This is a genomic window from Clostridium sp. CS001 (assembly GCF_020443565.1).
GTDB lineage: Bacteria > Bacillota > Clostridia > Clostridiales > Clostridiaceae > Clostridium_AD.
On record NZ_JAIZZN010000036.1, the window covers coordinates 22,292 to 31,703 of the forward strand.

The 9,412-nt window shown below is 30.9% G+C and carries 13 protein-coding genes; 11 read left to right on the forward strand and 2 right to left on the reverse strand.

The window, feature by feature from the left end; translation table 11 throughout:
• The first annotated feature begins 9 nt into the window (after positions 1-9).
• The 10 genes from LGK97_RS17640 (at position 10) to LGK97_RS17685 (ending at position 7,636) form a co-directional block, all read left to right on the forward strand.
• Positions 10-585, forward strand: a complete 576-nt coding sequence (locus LGK97_RS17640; protein WP_226261242.1) for a class I SAM-dependent methyltransferase — start codon at positions 10-12, stop codon at positions 583-585.
• A gap of 132 nt (positions 586-717) precedes the next feature.
• The gene (locus LGK97_RS17645) at positions 718-1,326 is read left to right on the forward strand and encodes a Type 1 glutamine amidotransferase-like domain-containing protein (RefSeq protein WP_226261244.1); all 609 of its coding nucleotides are present in this window, start codon (positions 718-720) and stop codon (positions 1,324-1,326) included.
• Positions 1,327-1,376: 50 nt separating this feature from the next.
• Positions 1,377-2,558 (forward strand): DNA glycosylase AlkZ-like family protein, encoded by a 1,182-nt coding sequence (locus LGK97_RS17650; RefSeq protein WP_226261246.1) that lies wholly within the window; start codon positions 1,377-1,379, stop codon positions 2,556-2,558.
• 130 nt (positions 2,559-2,688) lie between these two features.
• Positions 2,689-3,201 carry a hypothetical protein gene (locus tag LGK97_RS17655; RefSeq protein WP_226261248.1) on the forward strand — a complete coding sequence of 171 codons (513 nt, stop codon included), beginning with the start codon at positions 2,689-2,691 and terminating at the stop codon, positions 3,199-3,201.
• 177 nt (positions 3,202-3,378) lie between these two features.
• Positions 3,379-3,948 carry an HD domain-containing protein gene (locus LGK97_RS17660; RefSeq protein WP_226261250.1) on the forward strand — a complete coding sequence of 190 codons (570 nt, stop codon included), beginning with the start codon at positions 3,379-3,381 and terminating at the stop codon, positions 3,946-3,948.
• Positions 3,949-4,016: 68 nt separating this feature from the next.
• Positions 4,017-4,373, forward strand: a complete 357-nt coding sequence (locus LGK97_RS17665; protein WP_226261252.1) for a hypothetical protein — start codon at positions 4,017-4,019, stop codon at positions 4,371-4,373.
• A gap of 25 nt (positions 4,374-4,398) precedes the next feature.
• The gene (locus LGK97_RS17670) at positions 4,399-5,115 is read left to right on the forward strand and encodes a metallophosphoesterase family protein (RefSeq protein WP_226261254.1); all 717 of its coding nucleotides are present in this window, start codon (positions 4,399-4,401) and stop codon (positions 5,113-5,115) included.
• Positions 5,116-5,176: 61 nt separating this feature from the next.
• Positions 5,177-6,055, forward strand: a complete 879-nt coding sequence (locus LGK97_RS17675) for an SPL family radical SAM protein (RefSeq protein ID WP_226261256.1) — start codon at positions 5,177-5,179, stop codon at positions 6,053-6,055.
• Positions 6,056-6,095: 40 nt separating this feature from the next.
• On the forward strand, positions 6,096-6,959 hold the full coding sequence (locus tag LGK97_RS17680) for an alpha/beta hydrolase (RefSeq protein ID WP_226261258.1): 864 nt from the start codon (positions 6,096-6,098) through the stop codon (positions 6,957-6,959).
• Positions 6,960-7,078: 119 nt separating this feature from the next.
• Positions 7,079-7,636: a 2'-5' RNA ligase family protein gene (locus LGK97_RS17685; protein ID WP_226261260.1), complete on the forward strand. Its 558-nt coding sequence runs from the start codon at positions 7,079-7,081 to the stop codon at positions 7,634-7,636.
• Between the two features lie 165 nt (positions 7,637-7,801).
• On the opposite strand, the gene LGK97_RS17690 is transcribed toward LGK97_RS17685, so the two are convergent.
• Entirely contained in the window at positions 7,802-8,386 is a 585-nt protein-coding gene (locus LGK97_RS17690; RefSeq protein ID WP_226261263.1) for a Uma2 family endonuclease, read from the reverse strand.
• A gap of 225 nt (positions 8,387-8,611) precedes the next feature.
• Here LGK97_RS17690 and LGK97_RS17695 point away from each other — a divergent pair, with 225 nt between their 5' ends.
• Entirely contained in the window at positions 8,612-9,298 is a 687-nt protein-coding gene (locus LGK97_RS17695; protein WP_226261265.1) for a Crp/Fnr family transcriptional regulator, read from the forward strand.
• Between the two features lie 44 nt (positions 9,299-9,342).
• On the opposite strand, the gene LGK97_RS20060 is transcribed toward LGK97_RS17695, so the two are convergent.
• Positions 9,343-9,412 (reverse strand): IS3 family transposase (locus tag LGK97_RS20060; RefSeq protein ID WP_375293644.1); only part of this gene is annotated, 70 nt, incomplete at its 5' end.

Consider the following 9,412-nt stretch of genomic DNA (forward strand, 5'->3'; position numbering starts at 1 on the left):
ATTCACATTTTGCTATATTGTAATGGCGTTGAACTAGATAAAAAAATATTAGATTGTGGAGCAGGAGGGAATTTACCACCACTAGCAATATTCTCAGAGCATGGATATAAAACACATGGCATTGATATAAGCCAAGCTCAAATTGAATTAGCAAAGGCCTTTGAGGTAGAGCATAATTTAGAACTAGGAATAAAAGAAGGTGATATGAAATCATTAGACTTTGAAAATGAATCTATAAGCTTTGTGTATTCATATAACTCAATATTTCATATGAGTAAAGATGAAATAGCTATAGTAATTAAAGAAATTTATAGAGTGTTACCTAAAGGTGGATTAGCATTTATAAACTTTACATCAACAAGCGACTGTAGAGCAACTTTGGGTGAAAAGGTTGGAGAGGGCGAGTACCTTCAAGAAGAGCATGGTGAAAAGATATTACATAGCTACTTTGAAGATAACGAAGCAGAGAGATTCTTTGACGGGTTTAAGGTGATTTATAAAGAAAAGAGAATTAGGGATGGTTATGCACGCAATGATGTGAAGATTACGTTAGGGTTTATTGATTATATTATTGAAAAGATATAGCTGCAAATTAGCTACAAAGTTTTAAATACAAAACCCTTGTGTATTGGGGGGATATTGTTGAAAATTGAAGAAAGCAAATAAAAGATAAGGTTAATTTTATATATTTTAAAAGTTGAGAGGGAGATGGTATTAGTGTATAAATTATTATTGACTTCAGCAGGGTTTGAAAATCCTAAAGTAGGAAATGAGTTCTTAAAGTTAATCAACAACAATCCATCAATTGTTAAAGTTTTATTTATACCAACTGCATCCAGAACAGAAGATGAGTTGTACTATGTAGAGGAGTCAAGGAAAGAACTTTTAGATGTTGGAATAAAAGAAGAAAATATAATAATATATAATTTGGATTACACAATCTCAAATGATGTATTAGATAAAATCAGTGTGGTATATGTATGTGGAGGAAATACTTTCTACCTACTTAATAAAATTAGAGAAGTGAAATTTGATAGTGTATTAAATAAATTAATGCAGAGTGGAGTTATATATGTAGGGGCAAGTGCTGGGAGTTTGGTTGTAGGCCCAAATATTAACATACCGGACTATTCAGATTCAAATGACATTTGCATCAGTGATTTTAATGGATTAAATATTACTGATATTGTAGTTGTACCTCACTACTCAGACAGGCAAAAGGAGATAATCGACGAAGCGAAAAAGAATACTAAATATCCTATTGTCCCTTTAACAGATAGCCAAGCATTGCTTATAATGCATGGAAATATAACAATTATTGAATAGAATATCATAAGTATTATCAATTATAATGATTATTATATAAAAAGAAGGTAGTGATTAATATTTCATCTAATATTTATGAAAAACAACAGATATGCAATTATTTGATTACTTATCAACATTTGTGTGATGATGCAATGCTCGAAAGCACAGACAGTATTGTAGAGTATATTCGTAAGGTTGGGTGTATTCAGTATGACCCTTTGAATGTAGTAGGCAGAAATCCTGATTTAGTATTACAATCTCGGTGTAGTTGTTATCGTAAGGGCGATATTGAAAAATATCTTTATTCAGATAGGGCTTTGTATGATGTGTGGGACAAAAATATGTCCATAAGTACTGTAAGCGATTGGCCATGTTTTGAAAGATATAGGGAAGGATATTTGGAGTGGTGTAATGAGCACAAAGATGCCATTGATAAAATAAGCGAGTATTTAAAGGTGAATGATTTTGCTTGTTCCTCAGATTTTGATCTTAATGAAAAAGTAGGGTGGCATTATGGGCCACAGAGACTTGCAAAGGCAGCCTTAGAAGGCATGTGTTATGCAGGGCTAGCCGTGGTCCACCACAAGAAGGGTACAAGAAGATATTATTGTCTAACGAACAAGTATATACCAGAAGAATATTTAAAAATGACTAGACCATATAATACTGAAGAAGAATATTTTAAGTGGGTTGTCCTGCGTAGAATTAATAGTATTGGCGCATTGTGGAATAGACCAAGCGATGCATGGCTTGGCATAAATGGACTTAAGAGAGAACAGCGTAACAAGGCATTTAATGCTTTATTCAATGAGGGCAAAATCACTGAAATTATTGTTGATGGTATGAAACATGCTCTGTATATTGCAACTGAAAATCTTGAGCTATTAAAGGCTTCAAAAGAGAGTTCTATTAAAAGTGGTTATGCTAGAATACTTGCACCACTGGACAATTTGCTTTGGGACAGGAAATTGATTGCTGAGTTGTTTGACTTTCAATACAAATGGGAAGTGTACACGCCTATCGTAGAACGAAAGTATGGTTATTATGTTTTACCAATACTTTGTGATAATAAATTAATCGCTAGAATTGAAATGGAAACAGATAAGAAAAGCAAAACATTGATAGTTAAAAACTTTTGGGTTCAAGACGAAATGGATATTTCAAAATATAGAAATAATATAATCGCTGGAATAGATAGATTTAAAGAATATAACCTTTGTAACAAGGTAGACATATGCTGTAGTATTTAAATTACTCAAGAAAATGGACATAATCTTTGGTCAAACAAATTAGTAATCAATCTTCATATAACAAAATTTGATTAATGCGTACTTTAGTTAATGTCTATAAAAACTTTAATAGTGACTGGGGATTATTAATATGAAAATTTATATTGTTGGTTCTGTTGCCAGTGGTAAGACAACTTTAGCAAGAAAATTATCAAATAAATTAGGAATTAAATGTACACATCTTGACGGCATTGTACATATAAAAGATAAAACTAATAAAGAATGTGGAAATATTAGGAGAACTGATGATGAAATCAATTTATTATTTAAAAGCATGATAATAAAACCCCAATGGGTAATTGAAGATGCCGGTAGAAAGATGTTTTCAGAAGGTATGGAAGCGGCTGATATTATTATCCATCTTAAACCTGGCATCTTTGTTAGAAAGATAAGAGTTATTACTAGATTCCTTAAGCAAAAACTAGGATTAGAAGATAGTTTATACACACCTAGTATACATATGCTCAAATTTATGTTTAAGACTTTAAATAACTATGAGACTGGAAAAGATGATTTAGAAGCTAGACTTAATCAATATAGTAGCAAAGTGGTAGTTTTAATCAGTGACAAGGAGATTAAGAGCTTTATGGAAAGTATTAAGTGATGCTATAAAGTTATTATTGATAAAAAACATTATTCAAAGGTTAAAGAAGTGCTTGTTTAGTTGAAACATAAACCTATGTTTGAATACAAATAAAGCAAAAGAATAAGGCAATATGATTATTTAAGTTATATAAGTTGAATTTCTTATTGTACAAATATAAATTTAAAGGAGAATAAAATGTTGTATGAACAGATGATTGAAAAAATAGAAACAATAGTTGAAGATGCCTGTAAGAGTGATTCTAACGCCTTTGGGTATGGTATTTGGTCTCATCATATAGTCGATGTTGTTAAATATGCAAAGCAACTAGCAGCGAAACTAGGTGCAGATTTGGAAATAGTGGAGATTGCAGCTTTACTACATGATTATGCTGGAATTAAAGATCATACCATGGTAGAGGAACACCATATTTATGGAGCAGTTGAAGCAGAAAAAATTCTTAGTGAATTCTTCTATCCTAAAGATAGGATTCAAAAGGTGATGGATTGCATCATAACACATAGAGGTAGTGTCCCAATGAACAGATTGACACAAGAAGCAGAATGCATAGCCAGTGCTGATGCCATGACTCATGTTTTTAGAGCACCTTCGTTATTACATTTAGCATATGTTACTCATGGTATGGGAATTGATGAAGGTAAAGAATGGGTTATGAAAAAGATCGAGAGAAGTATGAATAAACTTTGTCCAAAAGCTAGGGAAATGGTATATGAACATTATTTAAAGGTTAAAGAAGTACTTGTTTAGTTGAAACATATACCTAAGGTTGAATAAAGATAAATGGTAAGCTATAAAAAAAGAATGGAGCTGAGGATATGGAAATAGAAAGATTATTAAATTTTATTTTTTACAGTGGAAGATACTTTACCATTATGGGAACTTTATTAACATTAGCAGCTATCTTAAATAATTATGATGTATACAAAGGTCCGAAACATCTTAAAGAGAAATTTCATAATCGGAGAACCAAACTAGCCTTTAGTATTTTTATTGCTTGGATAATACCAGGAATTACAGGCTCCATATCAGAAGTTTTCGCTAATAAAGAAAGTATAATATTGCATCTTAGTTCTGAAATAGTAAGAGGTTTTTTTATCTTTATTTATTCAATAATAATACCTATAGTAGTATTTTATATCTTTCAAAAGAAGTACTATAGGGATGATAACTAAATGATAGGAATTTAGAGGTGAAAAAATGAGGATAGGAATAATATCTGATATTCATGGAAACTTACCAGCATTAAAAGTCATTTTGGATAAGTTCCAAATAGAAAAATGTGATCGAATTTATTGCTTAGGAGATACAATAGCAATTGGTCCATTTTCAAAAGAATGCATAAAGTTATTATTAACTTTGCCTAATATAAAGTTTCTCATGGGAAATCATGAGGAATACTTTGTAAAAGGAATTTTAAATGTAACAACTGGATCTATGAGTGAAGGTGAAAAACAGCATCAAAGATGGATTGCTAACTCGTTAAACCATGAGATAAGGAAGAAAATGAGTAAGTTCCCATATTTGATAGAAGAAAGTATTGAAGGTGTTAATGTTGCATTTATGCATTATGCTTTAAATAATAAAGAAAACAAGAAAACCTTTAAAGACATAGAAAAGGACGTAACGCAAGAGAGTATGAATATTTTATTTAAAGAAGTAGATGCCGAAGTAATATTTTATGGGCATGAACATTATGCAAGTGATGTAAGAGGTGAAAAACATTATATAAATGTTGGATCTAGTGGATGCGCAAAAGATGATATAATCCATTGTACAATAGTTGAATTTAAAGAGGGAAATTATGATGTTAAGGTATATAAGATGAAATATGATAAAGATAAAGTTCTTAAGGGATTATATGAAAAAGAAATTCCTGAAAGAGAAATTATAGCGAAGATATTTTTTGGTTGCTAAGTCAAATGGTTAAGTAATATTATTAGTCAATAAAAAGCATCTTAACAAAGAGGGGAAAATTATGCATGAAACACAGGTAAAAGGCATATTATCAGCTGGAAATGGAATGAATATATATAGGGGATGTACCCATGGTTGTATTTATTGCGATTCAAGAAGCAAATGCTATCAGATGCATCATGATTTTGAGGATATAGAGGTAAAACTTAATGCACCAAAAGTTTTAGAGGATAGCCTGCGAAGAAAAAGGAAGAAATGTATGATAGGCACTGGTGCAATGAGTGATCCATACATTCACTTAGAAGAAAGACTTGGAAATACTAGAAAGTGTATTGAGCTTATTCATTCTTATGGATTTGGACTAGCCATACAAACAAAGTCTTCAAGGATTTTAAGGGATTTAAATTTACTTAAAAAAATTAATGAGAAGACAAAGTGTGTAGTTCAGATGACCCTTACTACTTATGATGAAGCGTTATGTAAAATCATAGAACCAAATGTTAGCACTACAAAAGAACGGTTTGAAGTGTTAAAGATAATGCGTGATAATGGAATTCCCACGGTGGTTTGGCTAAGTCCTATCTTGCCATTTATAAATGATACAGAAGAAAATATTCAGGGGATTTTAGATTATTGCGTAGAGGCGAAAGTACACGGAATTATTTGCTTTGGAATGGGATTAACCTTAAGAGAAGGAAATAGAGAGTATTTCTATAAAAAACTAGATGAACATTTTCCAGGTATGAAGGCTAGATATATAGAAAAATATAACTATGCGTATGAGATACCAAGTCCTAGCAATGACAAGCTGATGAATATGATTAAAACAACCTGTAAATCCCATAGTATATTGTTTGGTATTGAGGAATGTTTTAGTTATCTTAATAAATTTGAGCAGGCAGAAGAACATGAACAGTTAATGCTGCCGGGTCTAGATTAGCTGCAACAATAAGAATTCAATATGTTTTAAAGGGGTAAATATGAAAGAGATTTATATAGATAAACAAGGAGTTAAAGCAAGAATCCATGAGTGGGGAAATGCAGAAAGTCCAACAGTTATATGTTTACATGGGTTAGGAAGTACAAGCCTTAGTTTTATTGAATTAGGGGAGCTATTAAAAAACGAATATCATATTATTTCCATAGACTTACCGGGGCATGGGGGAACACCTCAATTTTTAAAATTAGAAGATTATGAAATGCCCAATATAACTAGATGGGTTAATAAAATTATTTCTGAGCTAACAGAAAATAGCTTCTATTTGTTAGCACATTCTTGGGGTGCAGATATTGCACTTCACTATCTATCTACTTACCCATCAAAAGTGATTAAGACAATGCTATTAGATGGTGGATATTATTTGAAGGATGAGTGGTATGCATATCAAGCATCAATATCTGGAGAAATAGATTCATTACAAAGTGAAATTAATTATTATCTTAAGGATTTTGATGAATACAGATTTGATACTTTGCAAGAACATATTGATGTAGAAAAAAGTAACTATGGAAGATGGTCTTGTTTATTAGAAGAAGCCTCAAAGGATTTAATAAGAGTAGAAGATGGCATATATAAATACCATGCAAATGGATTTACTGCAACAGGGGCTATAAAATCAATGTATATGTATCCTCCTAATTCTATTTATGGAAATCTGCCGAGTTCAATTTATTTATTGCAAAGCACACTGCCAGCTTATATGAATGAATATAGAGATAAATTAGTTGAGAATTTCAAAAAAAACACAGGGTCCGAGATAAGTAAGATTGGAGGAGCAGGTCATTTGCTTCATTGGGACAAACCTAATGAAGTAGCAGAGAAGATATTTAATTGGTTTAAGTAAATATATTATATTTAATATAAAAGATATTCTGTTAAAAACTGAGTGACTTCATGATAAAAGAAATTGAAAACTTATATAAAAAAATTATGTCCACCAAATAATCTTTAGGAGGATTAACTATGTACGCATATGCGCTTGTAGGATATTTAGATTCTGAAACAGAAACATGTCTCCAAAGCTTATGGAAAGCTTTAAGTGATAATAATATTACGCAATATGGTGTAGAGACAAAAGGCAAAAGACCACACATTACCATTGCAGATTATGATGAGTTAGATAAAGAAAAATTCATAGGAGCACTCAATAAATTTTATAATAACAAAACCAAGATAAATATATCTCTAAATGTATTAGGAACTTTTATTAACACTGGAACTCTATTTATAGCGCCAACGTTATCAACGGAATTACTTAATTTTCATAGTAGTCATCATGATTATCTTAAAGAGTTCAATGAGAATGAAAACTCATTTTATCTTCCTTGCAGGTGGACGCCACACTGCACAATCGCAAGCAGGTTAAGTGAAGAAAATATGGTACAAGCATTTAAATATTGTAAGAATAACTTAAATAAAGTAAATGGGAAGTTAAGTGAAATTGCACTTATAGAAGTTAAACTAAATGATGAGGGTATAGCTATTGAAGATACGGTTGTTTTTTCAAAGCAGCTCAAATAATTTGTGATATAGGTAATGAAAGATGGTTGACAGTTAAATCATCACCTGCGGTGCTGCAATATTAACGACTTCAGAAGGAGATTTAGACCCCCACTGAAGTTTTCTATTTGTTATAGCATGTAACTCCCACTTATAGAAGTATGAGACTTTCCTTCTGAAATGTCGTTAAAATATTATATCATCATCTTCATTACACTCAAACAAATCTATATTTTTTATATCTACAACCAAATCATCAAATCTACTTGATTTTATATCTTGTTCTAAAAATTTATATTCTCCAGCTAAATTATATCTACCATCTTCTAAGTTATATACATATACTATCTTGGACATAGGAGACGCAATCCAGTATTCGGGAACACCAAATTTTTCATAAATATCTTTCTTTTTTATTGTATCATCTTCTGAATTGCTGGGACTTAAAACCTCTACTACTAATTGTGGCACTCCTAAGAATCCCCTTTTAAATATCTGCTGCTTATCACAATATACTGCAATATCGGGAACGAGTTCTGCACCTTTACCACTTATCAACTCTTTTAGTTTGTTAAGGTCTCTTTTCACATCATTAGGATTATCTTTTGTTAAAAATAAGGAGCCCTCCATAACCACTTTACATTTACCATTAAAATAATTTTTTAAATTAGAGTATAGTTCACCGTTAATTTCTATATGATTATATTGTGGCCTTGGTGACATCATAATATTTCCGTTAATCCATTCCTCTTTTATCAAATTATTCTCCACTGGTATCAACTCCAATCTATTTATTTTAAAAAGTCTTTTTATGAGTTAACAATAAGTATACTCCAGAGTGTACTACTTTCTCTAATTATAGCTTAACATTTTGCTTTTGAATACACTATACATTTGATTATAACATCTTATAATATATAGTATAGGTGATAGAATAGTCATACTCAAAGATAAATGTAAAAAGATTCACTATTAAAGCATAAGGAGCATGGTACAATGCCACAAATAACTATAAATCAATTAAAAGATCTTCCTCTATTTAAGAAAATTGATGATAAAACAATAAATTTAATAAGAGAAAAAATCTATATTAAAAGTTTCAAAAAAGGTGAACTCCTGTTTTCAGAAAGACAAAACGTTGACAGTGTATATATAGTTCTAGAAGGAAAGGTAACTATGTATAGGTTATCTGAAAAAGGCCAAAAGAGAGTTATTTATATCCTAAACAAAGGCGAAATTATAAATGAAGTAATTTTCGATAACGTCACAGCTTCTATTAATTGTGAAGGCTTTGAAGATAGTGAAATTATGAGCATATCAAAAGTAGATTTACTAAATATTATGCAGCAGGACTTTAAACTCACAGAAATTATATTATGCTCCATGAGTAAGAAAATAAGAAGGCTATACAGGCAGATTAAAAATACAGTCCCTACTAAAATGGAAAAAAGGGTAGCAGCAAAGCTTTGGAAACTTTCTAAAGACTATGGAGTAGAAACACAGGAAGGTACTTTAATTGATATTAAAATAAACATCACCTATTTAGCGGATATGATGGGCAGCTCTCGTGAAACCATATCAAGGTCAATAAAGGAGCTTGAAAAAATGGACATGGTTAAAATTAAGCAAAGAAAATTTATAGTAAATAGAGAAAAATTAAGTAAGTATTTTAAGGGCGTGTGATAAATAATCTGGTACCCTTGTCAAGGACAATATAAAAAGGAGTATTAAGAAGCTAAAAGATGATTTCTGTATTGTACGGGAGTCATCTTTTTTAAGTTCCATTGGTATCTATAA